This is a genomic window from Foetidibacter luteolus (assembly GCF_009650435.1).
In the GTDB taxonomy this organism is placed as follows: Bacteria; Bacteroidota; Bacteroidia; order Chitinophagales; family Chitinophagaceae; genus Foetidibacter; species Foetidibacter luteolus.
The window spans coordinates 79,284-96,441 of the sequence record NZ_VVIP01000043.1; the positions used below are offsets into that span (position 1 = coordinate 79,284).

Genomic DNA, 17,158 nt, shown 5'->3' on the forward strand with positions numbered 1-17,158 from the left:
GTTGTGTTGCAATAGCCTAAAACTTATTAATCTTAGCCAACTGCAGCCTGCTATGTCTTTGTGGGCTAATAATTAAATAAGCCCATGATTGCTTTTGCATGGTAGTTGTTAAAAACAATACCTTTATCGCCTGTTGCCACCCAAAAACTGAAGATCCTTCAACTATTTTTTAAACTCAGCTATATGATAACCAGGCGCTCGTTTATTAAAACCACCACACTTGCTTCAGCCGGCTTGTTGGTAAAATCTGCCTATGCGGCAAAAGGTAAAGGCTATATTGGCCTTCAGCTATATACCGTACGCGATGCCATGCAGCAAGACGCCGCAGGTACACTGGCCAAAGTAGCACAAATTGGTTTTAACTCTGTGGAGGGTGCTACCTATACAGGCTCTCAAAAGTTTTATGGAATGGATGCCAAAACATTTGCCGCAGCATTAAAACAAAACGGGTTAATTATACCCAGTGCGCACTACCGCCTGGGGCAGGAAAAAACAAATGGCACCGACACAAAAGGAACTATCCTGCATGAGTGGGACAAAGCTGTAGATGATGCCGCTGCTGCCGGTATTAAACACATGGTTTGCGCTTACCTATCTGCCGAAGAGCGGGGCAACCTGGACCACTATAAAAAGCTGGCCGATGAATTTAACAAGGCTGCCGCAACCTGTAAAAAAGCCGGCATACAATTTTGCTACCACAACCACGATTTTGAATTTGAAGCGCAGGATGGCGAACTGCCTTATGATATACTGCTGAACAATACCGATAAAGACCTGGTTAAAATGGAGCTTGACCTGTACTGGGTTGCCAAAGCCGGTAAGGATGCAGTAACACTGTTTAACCAGCACCCTGGCCGTTTTCCGTTATGGCATGTAAAAGATATGGACAATACCCCCGAAAAAGCGTTTACCGAGGTGGGCAACGGCACTATAGACTTTAAAAACATATTCGCCCACGCCAAAACATCTGGCATGAAGTACTTTTTTGTAGAGCAGGACAGGTGCCCGGGCTCTCCGTTTGACAGCATTACCAAAAGCATAGCTTATATCAAGGGCAATCTTGTATAGTTAGGTAGATACAGGTTTGGCATGTTCCTCAACCCAGCGCTTCTAATACCCGCTTAAATGCCGCCATAAAATACAGGTGTAAACGCTGTGCGACGCAAGGGACGATGCCATGAAAAACAAATAGCCGGGCTCATAAAAAACCGTTGTATAAAATCTATCTGGCAGACAAACAATCATTTGTTTGCTGTAGATTGTTAACCATATTTTCATAAAAAAACATACCCACATATTATAAACATTGTTATTTTTACGCCCTTAAACAATTTTAGATAACAATTTCATCTTTAACTGAAGTTGAAACAGAACACAACACATATTCAGGTTAGCTCCTCTCATTCATACAGAATGGGTGTTGTTTCTTTTACTTGCCCCAACCCTTTCATTTCCCGACCGATCCGACGACCTCGTATCTGATACTTCCGCATTGACAGACTTTAGCACCAGCGAAAGGGGCGGACTTATCGAATAAGCCGCATGTATTTTTATTTTCTTCGGTTAGCAATTTTTACAAACAAACAAAGTGGAACAGAACAACATCATTATACGGGTTGCAGAATTAACTGATACACACTACGCCATACGGATAACAGACGAAATGGAAGCTTCGGCCAAAGCCCGTGGTACCGGCATTGCCAAACGTTCTCCCGAATATATTGCCCAGAAAATGCTGGAGGGTAAGGCTGTAATCGCCCTTACCACTACCGGCCAGTGGGTAGGCTTTTGCTATATTGAAACCTGGAGCCATGGCAGCTATGTTGCCAACAGCGGGTTGATAGTATCCCCGGAATTTAGAAAAAGCGGGGTTGCCAAAGGCATTAAGAAGAGGATATTCGACCTATCAAGAGAATTATACCCCAATGCAAAAATATTTGGCTTAACCACCGGGCTTGCTGTAATGAAAATTAACAGCGAGTTGGGTTATGAGCCTGTTACCTATAGTGAACTTACGCAGGATGAAGCTTTTTGGGCCGGCTGTAAAAGCTGCGTGAACTATGACATTTTGATGAGTAAGGAAAGAAAGAACTGCATGTGCACAGCAATGCTTTATGATCCAAAAGACCACTATACCCCTGAAGAAACCACGCAGGATTTTGAGAAGAAAAGTAAAGTGTATGAAAGGTTGTTGCGGCTGAAGCAATTGTTTGTAAAAGACAAAGATAAAAACGGCAACAGGAAAATGGTAAGCAATGGCCCAAGGCCAAAATCTTTGCTGCAATATTTCTTTAATTTATAAAACCTACATCCCTGCAGAAGGGATTTTTTATAACCGCTTTCTTAATTCTTATATACAGATTTACAATGAGTGACTCAAAAAATTTAAGTGAAAACATGGCGGGCAAAAAAGTTGTTCTTGGATTTTCCGGCGGGTTAGATACCACCTTTTGTGTAAAGTATTTAGGAGAGGATAACGGTTACGAAGTGCACAGTGTTATTGTAAACACCGGTGGGTTTAGTGAAGATGAACTGAAAAAGATAGAAGCACATGCTTATAAACTTGGTGTAAAAACACATACCACTGTTGACGCCGTAAAAGGTTATTATGACCGGATCATCAAATACCTGGTTTTTGGAAACACTTTAAAGAACAATACTTACCCTTTAAGCGTAAGTGCAGAACGCCTTGTACAGGCACTGCATATTGCGGAACATGTAAAAGCATTGGGTGCAACTGCTGTTGCACATGGCAGCACCGGCGCCGGTAACGACCAGGTGCGTTTTGATATGGTGTTTAATATTATGATACCTGGCGTTGAAATTATTACACCTATACGCGATTTAAAATTAAGCCGGGAAGCAGAGATAGAATACCTGAAGAAAAAAGGTGTGGAGATGAATTTTGAGAAGGCTGCCTACTCCATCAACAAAGGTTTATGGGGTACCAGTGTTGGTGGCCGGGAAACATTATCATCTAAAGGAATCCTGCCTGAAGAAGCATGGCCTACGCAGGTAACAAAATCAGGCAGCGAAGAAGTAAAACTGCATTTTGAGAAAGGTGAGTTAACGGCCGTAAACGATCGATCATTTACACACCCGTCAGAAGCAATTCAACATTTACAATCCATTGCCGGCGCTTATGGCGTTGGCCGTGACATACATGTAGGTGATACCATCATCGGCATAAAAGGCCGGGTAGGTTTTGAAGCAGCAGCGCCAATGGTTATTCTGAAAGCGCACCATGCATTAGAAAAGCACGTGCTTACCAAATGGCAACTTAGCTGGAAAGACAATATTGCTAACTTTTACGGCAACTGGATGCATGAAGGCCAGATTCTTGACCCTGTGATGCGAGACATTGAAGCCTTTCTGCAAAGCTCTCAGCAGAATGTTACCGGTGACGTGTATGTGTTATTGCAACCCTACCGTTTCCAGGTTATTGGTATAGAAAGCAAGTACGATTTAATGAACAGCAAGTTTGGTAAATATGGTGAAATGAATAATGGCTGGACAGGGGAAGATGTGCGTGGCTTCAGCAAGATATTCGGTAACCAGACAGCCATGTTTCATTTAGTGAAGGAGGATGCGGAGAATACCCCCAACCCCTAAAGGGGAGTATGGATTTATCATCACTTGTTTATTCTCATGCAACAAGAAACCAGTCTATACATAAAACAAAAAAACAACATCCCTTTAGGGGCTGGGGGTAATCATTATACGTGGGGTGACAACTGCGATGGCTGGGTGCTGGTAGATACAGAAGCCTTATCCGTAAAGCAGGAGTGCATGCCAGCGCAAACTGGCGAAGCGTTACATTATCATCAAAAAGCGCAGCAATTCTTTTTTATTCTTACAGGAATTGCAACCTTTGAAGTGGAAAATGAAATTTATACGGTGCATCCAGGTCAGGGCTTTCATATAGAAGCCGGCAAAACGCATCGGATTTTAAACAATACACCGCAAGACCTTGAATTTATTTTAAGCTCTCAACCCTCAACCGGCAATGACAGATTTAATTGTGTTTAATTAGTCAGCAGCATGAGCAAACATATTAAAGTAGGAATAGTAGGAGGTGCAGGGTACACCGGAGGCGAATTAATAAGGTTATTGATTCACCACCCCAATGCCGAAATTATTTTTGTGCACAGCAAAAGCAATGCAGGCAACTCATTACACAAAGTACATAGCGATCTTATCGGTGAAACCGCCATCCGCTTTACGGATGAGTTGAGCAGCAATATTGATGTACTGTTTTTGTGCACAGGCCATGGCGAGGCAAAGAAATTTCTTGAGGCAAATGCTATAGCTGACCATATTAAGGTTATTGATTTATCCAACGATTTTCGCCTGGCTCAAAACTCACAACTTGAAGCCCGCAGCTTTATCTACGGCCTTCCTGAGCTAAACAAAACAGCTATCCAGTCAGCGCAAAATATAGCCAACCCAGGTTGTTTTGCAACGGCTATTCAACTGGGATTGTTGCCACTGGCCCAGGCTGGTTTGCTGGATGAAGTCTACACAACCGGCATCACCGGCTCTACTGGCGCCGGGCAGGGCTTGAGCAGTACTTCTCACTTTAGTTGGCGGGCAAATAATATACAGGCCTACAAAACATTAACCCACCAGCACCTGGGCGAAATAGGGCAATCATTATTGCAATTACAGCCCGTCGGAAAAATTGACCTCAGCTTTGTTCCCTGGCGGGGCGACTTTACAAGAGGCATCTTCATCAGCTCAACAGTACATTCCGAAAAATCAATAGAGCAGTTAACTGCGATGTATAAAGATTTTTACGAGTCACATCCTTTCACCATTGTTAGCGATGACCCCATCTTTTTAAAACAGGTAGTCAACACCAACAAATGTATTATTCAACTGGAGAAAGTAGGCACCAAACTGGTGGTTCACTCTATCATAGATAATCTTTTAAAAGGTGCATCAGGACAGGCCGTTCAAAACATGAACCTTTTGTTTGGTATAGAAGAAACCGCAGGGCTTAAGCTGAAGGCTAACTACTTTTAACTGATTAGCCGTTTAAAGGAAAACACATCAAAACATTTAATATAACATGAGCAACTCACAAAATAATCAAACATCCCAGGTTCCCCCTTCAGGGGGCGGAGGGGGTGTACTTTTCGACGTCTACCCGCTTAACAACATCACCATTACAAGGGCACAAGGTTCTTACGTTTGGGATGATAATGGAGCACAGTATCTTGATATGTATGGTGGCCATGCAGTAATAAGTATTGGCCATACACACCCGCATTGGGTAAAGCGCATAGAAGAGCAACTGCAAAAAATTGCCTTCTATTCCAACTCTGTTCATATCCCCATTCAGCAAGAATTGGCTGATAAATTAGTAAAGCTTAGCGGAAAGGAAAATTACCAGCTTTTCCTGGTAAACAGTGGTGCGGAAGCCAATGAGAATGCCTTAAAACTGGCTTCGTTTTATACCGGAAAAAAGAAAATTGTTGCCTTTAAAAAATCGTTTCATGGAAGAACATCCCTGGCTGTTGCCGCGACAGATAATCCATCCATCGTAGCGCCTGTAAACCAAACAGACAATGTTGACTTTCTTCCTTTCAATGATGAAGATGCTTTAAAAACCTACTTTCAAACAAAAGGCAAAGATGTTGCCGCGGTTATTATAGAAGGCATACAAGGCGTGGGCGGCATTAACATTGCCAGTGAAAGTTTCCTGCAACTTATTCGCCGCCTGTGCGACCAGAACAATGCAGTGTATATTGCCGACAGCGTACAGTGCGGTTATGGCCGTAGCGGCAAGTTTTTTTCTCACGATTATGCAGGCGTAAATGCCGATATCTATACCATGGCCAAAGGCATGGGTAACGGCTTTCCTATTGGTGGTATTTTAATTGCACCTCACATCAAACCAAAGCATGGTATGCTGGGTACAACGTTTGGCGGCAATCATTTGGCATGCGCTGCTGCGCTTGCCGTGCTGGAAGTATTGGAAGAGGAAAAATTGATTGACATAGCCAAGCAGCGTGGCACTTATTTACTCAACCGCTTAAAGGCAGTAAAGGGTATTGAAAATGTTCGTGGCCGTGGACTGATGATTGGCTTTGATGTGCCTGAAGATTTGAAAGGTTTGCGCAGCAAGTTGTTGAATGATTATTTCATCTTTACCGGCGAAGCCAAGCCGAACGTAATAAGGTTATTACCTTCATTGGGTATTTCAAGAAAGCAGGTAGATGAGTTTTTAGACACGTTGCAGGATGCTATTGCGGAGATGAAACCCCCGGCTCCTAAAGGGGAGAAAGAAGAAGTAGCGACTGTAACCGAATAGTGATTTGGATACCAGCGTTCGGTTCTTCGTGGCGACTTCGTTGCGTCGCAATCCGTTCATCGTTCGGAGCTATGTGGAGCAATTAAGCGAAGGGCGCTCTGCGAAGTCTTTTGCTCTGCGAAGTCTCCAGACTTCGCAGAATTATGCATCAAGTCTCTGACTTGATATTATATAATCGCCGGAGGCGATAGAATAAAAATGCGAAGCGAAGACGCTTCGCATAGCAGCACAAGTATTAAGTTCTTTTAAAATAAAATTCAATTTGGATAAGGCCACGCAAATATGTCTTATTAACCCAGGCTTTAAAGCCTGGGCTATACGATCGCAAACAACATGGCTTTAGCCAAAGTAGTTATCAAATAAAACTTTTGAATATTGTGAGGTTGACTGCATCTTGCTGAATAATGAGACAATCGCACAAGAGTGCGACGTAACGATGCATCATAGTAGTAATGAAGTCCGGTGCCAAAAAAATCATTTACATAAATAACCAGTTTCCCAATTAATGGAAAGTTCTGTACAAAGCCTTCTTAAAACACGTGATTCAGGAATAAAAAGTTTTATTTCTGCACATGATGTAACCAACATTAATGCACTTGTTGCAAAAGCACTGGACTATAAGGCAAATCCGCTGAAAGATAAAACGCTGGGTGAAAATAAGCGTATTGGTTTATTGTTCTTAAACCCCAGTTTGCGTACACGTTTAAGTACGCAGGTGGCTGCTGCTAACCTGGGCATGGAGCCGATTGTTTTTAATGTTGACAAAGAAGGCTGGGCGCTTGAATTTGAAGAAGGCGCCATTATGAGCGGCAGCACCGTAGAGCATATTAAAGACGCTGCACCTGTGCTGGGCAATTACTTCGACATACTTTGCATAAGGACTTTTCCATCGTTGAAAAACCGGGAAGATGATTACAGTGAATTGTATATATCGCAATTCATGAAGTATTGTGGTGTGCCCGTGATAAGCCTGGAAAGTGCAACGCTGCACCCATTACAATCTCTCACTGATATTATTACTATTAAGGAAGTTCTAAACCAGCAACCTGTTACCGGCAACCGGCAACTGAAAATAGTTCTCACCTGGGCGCCGCATGTAAAACCATTGCCGCAATGTGTTGCCAACAGTTTTGCGCAGTGGGTGAATGCATGGGGCGAAGCGGATTTTGTAATTACGCATCCGGAAGAGTATGAACTGGATGAACAATTTTCAAAAGGAGCTACCATTACGCATAACCAGGACGAAGCATTGAAAGATGCCGACTTTGTGTATGTTAAAAACTGGAGCACATTTAAAGACTACGGCAAGATATATGAGAACGACCCTGCCTGGATGATGACAGAAGAAAAGTTGAAACTTACCAATAATGCTAAAGTGATGCATTGTCTTCCTGTGAGAAGAAATGTTGAATTAAGCGATGAAATACTGGATGGGCCAAACAGCATCGTAACTCAACAGGCGGCTAACAGGGTATGGGCGGCACAGGCGGTGATTAGTGAAATCCTAACCCCCATCCCTTAAAGGGGTGTTTGGCTTGCCTGTTGAAATTGTTTTAAAATCCGTACTATGAAAGAGAATTATGCGAATGTATTTATGTATGCTGCTGTTGAGAATGAAGGGATGAATATGTACTATGGAGCAAGTAGTATCATTTTTCAAAGAGCTACTGAACTTAGAAATACAATGACGCCTGCTGAAGCAGTGCTTTGGAAGGCGATTCAATATAAATGAGTGGAAATTAAAATTTAGAAGGCAACACCCGGTTGCACATTACATAGTTGATTTTTACTGTCATGCAATAAAACTGGTGATAGAAATTGATGGAAGCGTGCATGAAGTTGAAGAAGTAAAAAGGGATGATGCTGCAAGACAAACATTTATTGAAGGGCTTGGTTTAAAAGTGGTAAGGTTTAAAAACGAAGAAATCTTTAAAAACAAGAAGAAAGTATTGGAGACAATTAGCCAAACAATTACGCAGCTCACAAGCCCCACTTCAGGGGATGGGAGTGTATTATATGTTATAAAGATTGGTGGGAATATTATTGATGATGAAAATAAGCTCAAAAGTTTTTTGTCATCATTCGCAGGAGTTGAAGGAAAAAAAATCCTGGTTCACGGTGGTGGCAAGCTGGCAACAAAACTTGCAGCGCAATTAGGCGTGGAACAGCAAATGATTGATGGCCGCAGGATAACAGACGCAGAAACGCTGAAGATTGTAACCATGGTATACGCAGGTTATATAAATAAAAATATTGTGGCGCAGTTACAGTCGCTTGGTTGTAATGCCATTGGATTATCCGGAGCAGATGGCAATGTGATACAATCGCATAAAAGGGTGCATGCATCTATTGACTATGGTTATGTAGGTGATGTAGATGCAGTAAACACAAGTTTATTAAAGAGCCTGCTTGACCAGGATGTAAATGTTGTAATGGCGCCTATTACTCACAACAAAGAAGGTTTGTTGCTAAACACAAATGCCGATACCATTGCACAGGAAATTGCACAATCCATGAGTGCATTGTATAATGTGCGGTTGATATATTCTTTTGAGAAGAGTGGTGTGCTGCTTGATGTAAATGATGAGAGTTCCGTTATTCCTGTGCTAACACATGATTACTACCAGGAGCTTAAAACACCCCTTCAGGAGACAGGGGTAACAAGGATTTTCGCCGGTATGATTCCTAAGTTGGATAATGCTTTTACTGCCATTAATAAAGGTGTAAAAAAAGTCATCATCGGTAAGGCCGAAGAATTGCAACGATTGGTGACAGGTGAATCTGGAACATCCATACAGCAGGGATGATATTGTTAATGAATGATGAAGATAATGAATGACAGTCTGAATACACATAGTAAGGAAGCAGTTGAGTTACTGAAGCAACTTATTGCAACACCTTCTTTCAGCAAGGAAGAAGATAAAACGGCGGATATTATAGAAAGCTTTCTAAAGTCAAAAGGGATAGAGGCGCAGCGTTACCTTAATAACGTCTGGGCAAAGAACCAGCATTACGATGAAAGCAAACCTACCATTCTCTTAAACTCCCATCACGACACGGTAAAACCCAACAAAGGGTACACCCTTGACCCGTTTCAACCAATTGAGCAGGATGGCAAACTGTATGGATTGGGCAGCAACGATGCCGGCGGTTGCCTGGTTTCTTTAATCGCTACTTTTTTACATTTTTACAAACAGCGGGATTTAAAGTACAACCTTGTTCTTGCAGCCACTGCCGAAGAAGAGATATCCGGCAAAAATGGCGTAGAAGTGTTGTTGCCTTTATTGCCTTCTATAGATTTCGGTATTGTAGGTGAGCCTACTTTGCTAAACATGGCGGTAGCTGAAAAAGGCCTGCTTGTGTTGGACTGCACTGCTCATGGTAAGGCTGGCCACGCTGCAAGAGAAGAAGGCGACAATGCCATCTATAAAGCGCTGAAGGATATTGAATGGTTCCGCAGCTATAAGTATGATAAGGTTTCTGATTTGCTGGGGCCGATGAAGATGAGTGTTACCATCATCAATGCAGGAACACAACACAATGTAGTACCACATGAATGTAAGTTCACCGTTGATATACGGGTAAACGAACTCTATACTTTTGAAGAAGTGCTGGATATTATTCATAATAATGTTGAGTGCGAAGTGCAGCCAAGAAGTATTCGTTTACGTTCAACAGCTATTGCTATTGACCATCCTTTGGTACAGGCTGGTATGGCATTAGGCAGAACCTATTATGGTTCACCAACCACAAGCGATAAAGCTTTGATGAAATTCCCGGCACTCAAAATAGGCCCCGGTGACAGCGCCAGGAGCCATACAGCGGATGAGTATATTTTTGTGGAAGAGATTTATGAGGGAGTGGAGATGTACATTCAGCTTTTAGAGAAGATTTTGTAGTTGCAGGTTACTGGATACTGGTTGCTGGTCTGTTGTGCGGATAGACGTGAATTGGTTTTTGAAAGGTTCTATTTGGAATGTGGATTATGATTATCTTTTACAAAATAATCCGTTTATGAAATCCTATAGAGAACTGGAAGTTTATAAGCAATCAAAATCATTGGCAATTAGGGTACATGGGCTTAGTCTGACGCTTCCAAAGTTTGAAATGTATGAAGAAGGCAGCCAGGTAAGGCGTTCATCAAAAGCAATAACATCTGCCATTGTTGAAGGATACGGGAGAAGAAGGTATAAAAACGAATTTATAAGATACCTTGTTTTTGCACAATCCGAATGTGATGAAACCAGGGAGCACATTGATTTTTTGTTTGAAACAGGTTCTATGAAAGATGAAACCGTTTATCGTGAATTAAGTGTTGCTTACGAAGCCTTAAGCAAGCAAATAAATAAGTTTATCCAATGGGTGGAAGATAAATACAAAGGAAACAAAGAGTAAATAACGAAGGATACTGTTTTGTGAAGCAAGGATTTGAAACTAGTTTATAGAATAAAAATTAGACAGACCTGCAACCAGTATCCTGCAACCAGCAACCATCATGAAGCTCTGGCAAAAAAATACAGCATCACTCAAAGAAGTAGAACAATTCACCGTAGGTAAAGACCGTGAATTCGACTTGTTATTGGCGCCTTTCGACATACTTGGCAACATTGCTCATGCAAAGATGTTGGCAACAGTGGGTTTGTTAACCCATGAAGAAGCAGAACTGCTCACAAAAGAGTTGAGAGAAATCTACAAAACCACGCAACCTGCAGGCACTGAAGCCACCCATTCACCACTCACTACTCACCACTCACCATTCACCATTCACGATAACATCGAAGACGTGCACTCCCAGGTAGAATTTCTGCTGACGGAAAAGCTGGGCGACATCGGTAAAAAAATTCACTCAGCCCGCAGCCGTAACGACCAGGTACTGGTGGATGTAAAATTGTTCTTGAGAAGTGAGATAGAAAAAACAGTTAGCTCTATTCAATCCTTTTTTGAGCTGCTGGTTACTAAAAGCGAGCAATTTAAAAATGATTTATTGCCTGGCTATACGCATCTCCAATTAGCCATGCCTTCCTCATTTGGATTGTGGTTGGGGGCTTATGCAGAAAGCCTTACAGATGACGCTACTGTTTTGAAAGCAGCTTATGATGTGGTAAACAAAAACCCATTGGGTTCCGCTGCTGGCTATGGCTCTTCCTTTCCTATCAACAGAACGCTTACTACAAAACTGTTGGGCTTTGCTGACTTAAACTACAATGTCGTGTACGCTCAAATGGGCCGTGGCAAAGCGGAACGTATCGTTGCCCAGGCATTGGCAAATGTTGCCGATACACTGGCAAGGTTAAGCATGGATGCCTGCCTTTACCTCAACCAAAATTTCGGTTTCATTAGCTTCCCGGCAGAGCTTACTACCGGCAGCAGCATCATGCCGCATAAAAAGAATCCTGATGTGTTTGAGCTTATCCGGTCTTACTGCAACCGCATCAAAGCGCTGCCTAACGAGATTACGATGATGACCACCAACCTGCCATCCGGTTATCATCGGGACTTACAGCTATTAAAGGAACACCTGTTCCCTGCATTTGAAACACTCCGCAGTTGTATTGATATGGCTGGCCTCATGCTCAGCAATATGGAAGTAAAGAAAAACATACTGCAGGATGAAAAATACAAATACCTCTTCAGCGTAGAAGAAGTAAACAAACTGGTGCTGGAAGGCCTGCCGTTTAGAGATGCTTATAAAAAAGTAGGGCTTGATATCGAGGCCGGCGAATTTACTTATTCAACAGATGTACAGCATACGCATGAAGGCAGCATTGGCAACTTGCAGAATGAAGCCATTAAGCTGAGTATGCAAAGAATAATTGCCTCATTTGATTTTAGTACTTACCACAAGGCTATAGACCACCTGCTGGGCAAGTAAAATTATTCTTTAACCTCATTCTTTAAAACCATACCATTCCTTACACCGGTATGGTTTTCATTTTCAAAGGTAACCTGTCCGTTCACCAGCACATACCTGAAACCCTTTGAGTATTGATGCGGCTTTTGATAAGTTGAAGCATCCGTTACTGTCAATGGGTCAAATACAACAATATCCGCTGCAAAGCCCTGCTGTAAAAGGCCTCGTTTCTCCAGGTTAAACTTCCTCGCCGGCAACGATGTCATCCTGCGTATGGCTTCTTCCAGCGATAGTACTTTTTCTTCCCGTACGTATTTACCCAATACCCTTGCATTGGTGCCATAGCCCCGCGGGTGTGGTACACCCTGGTTAAAAATGCGTATGCTGGCATCACTGGCAAACATGTTGTAAGGGTACTGCATAATTTGCTTTACATCATCTTCACTCATGCCATGAAAAACCATGCCTGCGCCACCCAGCTTCATCATATCAATCACGGTTTCAGCTTCTTCTTTGGCCTTGTGTTTCCTGTTCATAAGCAGGTTCACTTCTTCAATGCTTTTACCGTTATAACTGGTATCTGCTTTATAATTTGCCACTACCGGGTAACTAAAGTGTTTCAGCTTACGCTTCTTAAGTTTTTGCAGCATGTAATCAATCACCTGCTCTTTTATTGTCTCATTGCCCAGCCTTGCGTTTATGGAGTCCTGGTTATCTGCCAGCACCCAGTCGGGCAGCAGTGTGCTTAACGATGTACTGCTGGCCGTATAAGGGTATTGGTCAATAGTTACATCCAAACCTTCTTCCCTTGCTTTAATAATCATGGGCACAGTCTCGGCGCTGCGCCCCCAGTTTTGTTGCCCGCTTAATTTAAAGTGAGATATTTCAACAGGTATGTTGGCCAGCCTGCCTATGTTTAGCGCCTCAGTAATGGCTTGTGTTACACTGTCGCCCTCATCACGCATGTGGGTTGCATACACACCATTATATTTAGCGGCAATTTTGGCCAGGGCGGTTACTTCTTCTGTTTTAGAGTAAGTGCCCGGTATATATATCAAGCCGGTTGAAAGCCCTACGGCGCCATCTTTCATTGCTTGTTCGGTAAGCGCCATCATCTGCTGCATTTCATTGGCGGTAGGCAGCCTGTTGGCCTTGCCCATAACGGCTTTGCGTATATCGTTATGGCCAGCCAGCGATGCTACGTTTATAGAAAGTTTTATGCTGTCAATAAACTTAAAGTATTTGCCAAGGTCAACTTCCGAGAGCCCGCAGTTGCCCGTAACTACGGTTGTAACGCCATCGGCAATAAAGTTGGTAGCATAAGGGTTTTTTATTTCGTCGCCTTCAATATGCGTGTGCACATCAATAAAACCCGGCGCTATAATTAAGTTGGTAGCATCAATTGTTTTTGTACTTTTCCAGCCGGATAAATTTCCAACGCCGGTTATTTTCCCGTCTTTAATTGCCACATCGCCATAAAACCACGAGTTGCCTGTGCCATCCATAATTTTTCCGTTCCTGATGATGATGTCGGCGGTTGTTTGTGCATAAGAAACAGTAGTTAACCAAAGCAGAAGAAAGAAAGCGGTGATGTATTTCATTGTGTTAAGATAGCAAATTAAGCCTAAGCGCTGTTGCATGTAAAAGTGATGTTGCACCGTGCTGAGTAGTATTACAGAACGTACAAGAGTGCGACGCAAGTGAAGATGCATAGCAGCAGTTAAAGCCGGGCCCATAAAAATGTCTTTTAAAAAAGATGAAATCTTTTTTATGGCCTTAACGGCATTGCTGCTATTGGGCTTTGGTTGTGTCACTCACTTGTGCGCCTTGTCCGCTATGCGCCATAGTGCATCAGGCCTTTGGTATGTAATCTTTTACAGCCGGTCAGTTTTCGGTTATCAACTTAAAATCATCGGCATATTTATGGCTAAATGGTTTTTAGATTCCTGTAGTTTTATTCTTTGTTTTAATAAAAAATAGCTTATGAAAAAATGGAGACTGCTGTTTCTCGGCGCTTGCTTTTCCACCATGCTGCATGCACAGGAAACTTTTCCTGAAAACGGCGTGGCAGATAAACGGGAAGGTGTTTATGCTTTTACCAATGCCACCATTGTTAAAGATGCCGCTACCGTTGTGCAAAACGCTACGCTGCTTATTAAAGACGGAAAAATTGTGGCTGTTGGCGCCAATATAAGCGTACCGCAAAACGCCGTAGTTACGGATTGCCGGGGCAAATACATTTACCCTTCTTTTATTGACATTTACAGCGATTACGGCATACCTGCACCTGAACGTGCAGCAAGGGGCTTTGACTATCGTGCGCCGGCCCAGTTGGTTTCTAACCAAAAGGGAGCTTATGGCTGGAACCAGGCCATACGCACCGACATACAGGGCTCCCGCCTTTTTGCGCCAGACCAGTCAAAGGCCAAAACCCTTAGGGATATTGGCTTTGGTACCGTGCTTACCCACCAGAAAGACGGCATTGCCCGTGGTACCGGCGTACTGGTAACACTTGCGGATGAAAGAGCCAACCTGGTAGTGTTGAAAGACAAAGCCTCTGCCCATTACTCTTTCAGCAAAGGTGTATCCACCCAAAGCTACCCTACCAGTATGATGGGCAGCATTGCGCTGTTAAGGCAAACTTACCTGGATGCGCGATGGTATAAAAGCAATCCTGCGGCGGAGGGCTCTAACCTTACCTTAAAGTATTGGAATGAGCAGCAAGACCTGCCGCAGGTATTTGAAGCCAATGATAAATGGAATGCCTTGCGTGCAGACAGGATTGGGGATGAATTTGGCGTGCAATACATTATTAAGGCAGGCGGTAACGAATACCAGCGCCTGGATGAAATAGCTGCTACCAAAGCTACCTACATTCTTACATTAAACTACCCTATGGCCAAAGATGTGGAAGACCCTAACGAAGCAAGGTTTGTTTCGCTGGCGGATATGAAGCATTGGGAAATGGCGCCGGCCGAGGCAGGCATGTTTGAAAAGAAGAACATTCCTTTCTGTATAAGCCCGGCAGATCTGAAAGATGTAAAACAGTTTATGGCCAACCTGCGCAAAGCCATTACTTACGGCCTTAGCGAAAACAAAGCGTTGGATGCGCTTACCAAAATGCCCGCCACTGTGCTTGGCGTGTATGACAAGGTTGGCAGCCTGGATGCTGGTAAAGTAGCCAGCTTCATCATAAGTTCCGGGCCGGTTTTTAATGAGAAAACAGTTATTCTGCAAAACTGGGTGGGCGGTAAAAAGTATGCCGTAAAAGATGAAGAATGGAAAAGTGTTGACGGCAGCTATAACCTGGCTGTTACAGGCGCCGGCGCCACCACCAGCTATGCGCTGGAGATATCCGGCGGTAAAGCCAACATCATCAGTGGCGATACGCTTAAAGCTAAATTCAGCTACGATGGCAAAATTGTACAAATAAGCTTTCCGCAGGCTAAAAAAGCCCAATCTTCACTCCGCTTAAGCGGTGTTGCCAATGCTGATATATGGCAAGGCGCCGGTCTTGATACAGCCGGTAATACCGTTACCTGGACGGCAAGTTTTGTAAAAGCCGTTGCCGCCGAAAAAGAAAAAGACAAAACCAAACCAACGCCTGAACTGGGTAAAATTACCTACCCCTTTGATGGCTATGGCTGGGAGAAATTGCCCACGCAGGAAACCGTACTGTTTAAGAACGCTACTGTTTGGACCAACGAAAAAGAAGGCCGCCTGGAAGCCACAGATGTATTGGTAAAGGCAGGAAAAATATCCGCTATAGGCAAGAACCTTTCTGCTTCCGGCGCCAAAACTGTTGATGCCACCGGAAAATTTTTAACAGCGGGGATTATTGATGAGCATTCGCACATCGCAGCCGCTTCAATTAACGAGGGGGCACAAAGCGTAACATCCGAAGTACGCATTGCCGATAACCTCGACCCGGACGATATTGACATTTACCGCCAGTTAAGTGGAGGCGTTACCAGCTCTCATATTTTGCATGGGTCTGCCAATACCATCGGCGGGCAAACACAATTGATAAAACTGCGCTGGGGCGTTACTGACTCTGCCCTGAAATTTCAGGGTGCAGACCCGTTTATTAAGTTCGCCCTCGGTGAGAACGTAAAGCGTACCACATCCTCCAACAACAACCGTTTTCCTGATACCAGGATGGGCGTAGAGCAGGTACTTACAGATGCCTTTCAACGTGCTTCTGATTACCAGAAACGCATGGCGGCAGATTCCAAAGGCACCCGCCGCGACCTTGAACTGGATGCACTCGTGGAAATTATGAACCGGAAAAGGTTTATCACCTGCCACTCTTATGTGCAGACGGAAATTACGTACACTATGCGTGTTGCAGAGAAGTATGGCTTTAAGGTAAATACCTTTACCCACATACTGGAAGGTTATAAAGTGGCTGATAAGATGAAGGAGCACGGCGCCAGCGTATCCACCTTCTCAGACTGGTGGGCTTACAAAACAGAAGTACAGGACGCCATTGCTTATAATGCCGCTATTATGCAAAAGGTAGGGCTGAATGTTTGTATTAATTCCGACGATGCTGAACAGGCCCGGCGCCTTAACCAGGAGGCAGCTAAAAGTGTTAAGTATGGCGGTATGAGTGAAGAAGATGCCTTTAAGATGGTAACGCTTAACCCGGCCAAAGCCTTGCATGTGGATGATAAGGTAGGCAGCATTAAAGTTGGCAAAGATGCCGACCTTGTTTTGTGGAGTGATAACCCGTTAAGCATTTATGCCGTGGCAGAAAAAACAATGGTGGATGGCATCTTCTACTTTGACAGGGAGCGTGACCTGCAACTGCGCCAGCAAATAAAAACCGAGCGTGCCAGGCTTATCAACAAAATGCTGGGTGAAAAGAAAGGTGGAGGCCCTGTCGGCCCGGCAACGCCCAGCTTCCGCCACGTAAATAGCTGCGGAGAAAACGACCACCACAACGGGTTGATTACAGTAGGTAATGATGAAGGGATTATGTAAAATTC

Annotated in this window: 14 protein-coding genes; 13 read left to right on the top strand and 1 reads right to left on the bottom strand. The window is 43.6% G+C overall.

Annotated elements, in window-relative coordinates; all coding sequences use genetic code 11:
* The first annotated feature begins 183 nt into the window (after nucleotides 1–183).
* The 12 genes from F0364_RS12945 to argH all read left to right on the top strand — a co-directional run bounded on the left by F0364_RS12945 (nucleotide 184) and on the right by argH (nucleotide 12,188).
* Complete coding sequence (locus F0364_RS12945) at nucleotides 184–1,068, top strand: sugar phosphate isomerase/epimerase family protein (RefSeq protein ID WP_153798207.1); 885 nt, start codon at nucleotides 184–186, stop codon at nucleotides 1,066–1,068.
* Nucleotides 1,069–1,588: 520 nt separating this feature from the next.
* On the top strand, nucleotides 1,589–2,302 hold the full coding sequence (locus F0364_RS12950; RefSeq protein WP_153798208.1) for a GNAT family N-acetyltransferase: 714 nt from the start codon (nucleotides 1,589–1,591) through the stop codon (nucleotides 2,300–2,302).
* A gap of 65 nt (nucleotides 2,303–2,367) precedes the next feature.
* Nucleotides 2,368–3,612, top strand: coding sequence for an argininosuccinate synthase (argG, locus tag F0364_RS12955; RefSeq protein ID WP_235921077.1), 1,245 nt, complete (start codon nucleotides 2,368–2,370; stop codon nucleotides 3,610–3,612).
* Nucleotides 3,613–3,648: 36 nt separating this feature from the next.
* Complete coding sequence (locus F0364_RS12960; protein WP_153798209.1) at nucleotides 3,649–4,029, top strand: cupin domain-containing protein; 381 nt, start codon at nucleotides 3,649–3,651, stop codon at nucleotides 4,027–4,029.
* Between the two features lie 12 nt (nucleotides 4,030–4,041).
* On the top strand, nucleotides 4,042–5,025 hold the full coding sequence (argC, locus tag F0364_RS12965) for an N-acetyl-gamma-glutamyl-phosphate reductase (protein WP_153798210.1): 984 nt from the start codon (nucleotides 4,042–4,044) through the stop codon (nucleotides 5,023–5,025).
* 46 nt (nucleotides 5,026–5,071) lie between these two features.
* Nucleotides 5,072–6,316 carry an aspartate aminotransferase family protein gene (locus tag F0364_RS12970; RefSeq protein WP_153798211.1) on the top strand — a complete coding sequence of 415 codons (1,245 nt, stop codon included), beginning with the start codon at nucleotides 5,072–5,074 and terminating at the stop codon, nucleotides 6,314–6,316.
* Between the two features lie 505 nt (nucleotides 6,317–6,821).
* Nucleotides 6,822–7,838, top strand: coding sequence for an N-acetylornithine carbamoyltransferase (locus tag F0364_RS12975; protein WP_153798212.1), 1,017 nt, complete (start codon nucleotides 6,822–6,824; stop codon nucleotides 7,836–7,838).
* Between the two features lie 45 nt (nucleotides 7,839–7,883).
* Nucleotides 7,884–8,048 (top strand): hypothetical protein, encoded by a 165-nt coding sequence (locus F0364_RS12980; RefSeq protein ID WP_153798213.1) that lies wholly within the window; start codon nucleotides 7,884–7,886, stop codon nucleotides 8,046–8,048.
* Nucleotides 8,041–9,123 (top strand): acetylglutamate kinase, encoded by a 1,083-nt coding sequence (argB, locus tag F0364_RS12985; RefSeq protein ID WP_262885381.1) that lies wholly within the window; start codon nucleotides 8,041–8,043, stop codon nucleotides 9,121–9,123. Before F0364_RS12980 ends, argB begins: the two co-directional genes overlap by 8 nt.
* Before the next feature lie 12 nt (nucleotides 9,124–9,135).
* Nucleotides 9,136–10,215, top strand: coding sequence for a M20 family metallo-hydrolase (locus tag F0364_RS12990; RefSeq protein ID WP_235921086.1), 1,080 nt, complete (start codon nucleotides 9,136–9,138; stop codon nucleotides 10,213–10,215).
* A 115-nt stretch (nucleotides 10,216–10,330) separates the two neighbouring features.
* Nucleotides 10,331–10,711 carry a four helix bundle protein gene (locus tag F0364_RS12995; RefSeq protein ID WP_153798215.1) on the top strand — a complete coding sequence of 127 codons (381 nt, stop codon included), beginning with the start codon at nucleotides 10,331–10,333 and terminating at the stop codon, nucleotides 10,709–10,711.
* Between the two features lie 100 nt (nucleotides 10,712–10,811).
* Nucleotides 10,812–12,188, top strand: coding sequence for an argininosuccinate lyase (argH, locus tag F0364_RS13000; RefSeq protein WP_153798216.1), 1,377 nt, complete (start codon nucleotides 10,812–10,814; stop codon nucleotides 12,186–12,188).
* 2 nt (nucleotides 12,189–12,190) lie between these two features.
* On the opposite strand, the gene F0364_RS13005 is transcribed toward argH, so the two are convergent.
* Entirely contained in the window at nucleotides 12,191–13,768 is a 1,578-nt protein-coding gene (locus tag F0364_RS13005; protein ID WP_153798217.1) for an N-acyl-D-amino-acid deacylase family protein, read from the bottom strand.
* Between the two features lie 382 nt (nucleotides 13,769–14,150).
* Between F0364_RS13005 and F0364_RS13010 the strand changes: the two genes are divergently transcribed.
* Complete coding sequence (locus F0364_RS13010; RefSeq protein ID WP_153798218.1) at nucleotides 14,151–17,153, top strand: amidohydrolase family protein; 3,003 nt, start codon at nucleotides 14,151–14,153, stop codon at nucleotides 17,151–17,153.
* The last annotated feature ends 5 nt before the right edge of the window (nucleotides 17,154–17,158 follow it).

Coding starts and splice junctions, on each gene's coding strand:
- F0364_RS12945 (WP_153798207.1), top strand. CDS start 184: ATGATAACCAGGCGCTCGTTTATTAAAACCACCACACTTGCTTCAGCC.
- argG (WP_235921077.1), top strand. CDS start 2,368: ATGAGTGACTCAAAAAATTTAAGTGAAAACATGGCGGGCAAAAAAGTT.
- F0364_RS12960 (WP_153798209.1), top strand. CDS start 3,649: ATGCAACAAGAAACCAGTCTATACATAAAACAAAAAAACAACATCCCT.
- argC (WP_153798210.1), top strand. CDS start 4,042: ATGAGCAAACATATTAAAGTAGGAATAGTAGGAGGTGCAGGGTACACC.
- F0364_RS12970 (WP_153798211.1), top strand. CDS start 5,072: ATGAGCAACTCACAAAATAATCAAACATCCCAGGTTCCCCCTTCAGGG.
- F0364_RS12975 (WP_153798212.1), top strand. CDS start 6,822: ATGGAAAGTTCTGTACAAAGCCTTCTTAAAACACGTGATTCAGGAATA.
- F0364_RS12980 (WP_153798213.1), top strand. CDS start 7,884: ATGAAAGAGAATTATGCGAATGTATTTATGTATGCTGCTGTTGAGAAT.
- F0364_RS12990 (WP_235921086.1), top strand. CDS start 9,136: ATGATGAAGATAATGAATGACAGTCTGAATACACATAGTAAGGAAGCA.
- F0364_RS12995 (WP_153798215.1), top strand. CDS start 10,331: ATGAAATCCTATAGAGAACTGGAAGTTTATAAGCAATCAAAATCATTG.
- argH (WP_153798216.1), top strand. CDS start 10,812: ATGAAGCTCTGGCAAAAAAATACAGCATCACTCAAAGAAGTAGAACAA.
- F0364_RS13005 (WP_153798217.1), bottom strand. CDS start 13,768: ATGAAATACATCACCGCTTTCTTTCTTCTGCTTTGGTTAACTACTGTT.
- F0364_RS13010 (WP_153798218.1), top strand. CDS start 14,151: ATGAAAAAATGGAGACTGCTGTTTCTCGGCGCTTGCTTTTCCACCATG.